1 protein-coding gene is annotated in these 687 nt (G+C 62.6%); it reads right to left on the reverse strand.

From position 1 onward, the window contains the following. The coding region (locus GY937_11130) for a hypothetical protein (protein ID MCP5057263.1) at positions 1-601 on the reverse strand (601 nt) is incomplete at its 3' end. Between the last annotated feature and the right edge of the window lie 86 nt (positions 602-687).

Consider the following 687-nt stretch of genomic DNA (forward strand, 5'->3'; position numbering starts at 1 on the left):
CCTCTCCCCGAGCCATGGCCGAGTTCTCCCGGCGAGCCTTGGCCACATGAGGGTTCATGGCGTTGACCAGGTGGCGGCGGCCCGGCATCTCGATGAAGCGGGCGAAGTCCTCCATGGATTCGATCCGCCCCATCTCCAGCAACTTCATGCCCATCTGCTGCATGGCCGCTCGACTACGGGGGATCACACTGTCCAGCGGGACCTTGGCGCTGTACTGACCAGCGATGTCCTTGCCCTCCCACTCAATCGAGAGGGGGCTCTCCCCGGTATCGATGACAGCAATCCGCTTGGTCTTGGCGAACTTCTCCTGCATCTCCAGGACCATGGACGCCATGCGTCCGAACATCCCCGAGCCTTCCTTGAGCAGACGCCCGACCGGTGTGCCGTCGAGCTCGGCCAAGATAGACAGGGCCGTACCGCTCTCCAGGTTGACCGGGGCCTTACCTCGTGAAACGTCGTGGACGCCCATAATATCGTCGATGTCGAGCCGGTAATCAGCCGGCAACTGCTGAAGCCAAGACGGCAACTGCGGCGGGGAGAGCCAGGCAGGGGGCTGAAGACCATCGGGGTAGGGGTGCATGTTGCCCGGGATGTCGTTCATGGCTTCCATGATGCGGATGGCGGAGTGGGGAACTAGGAGCCGGCTGACTGCTGCGTCCCGTAGATGCTCACTCAGGTTCGATTTCG

The organism is bacterium, from assembly GCA_024228115.1.
Classification (GTDB): Bacteria; Myxococcota_A; UBA9160; order UBA9160; family UBA6930.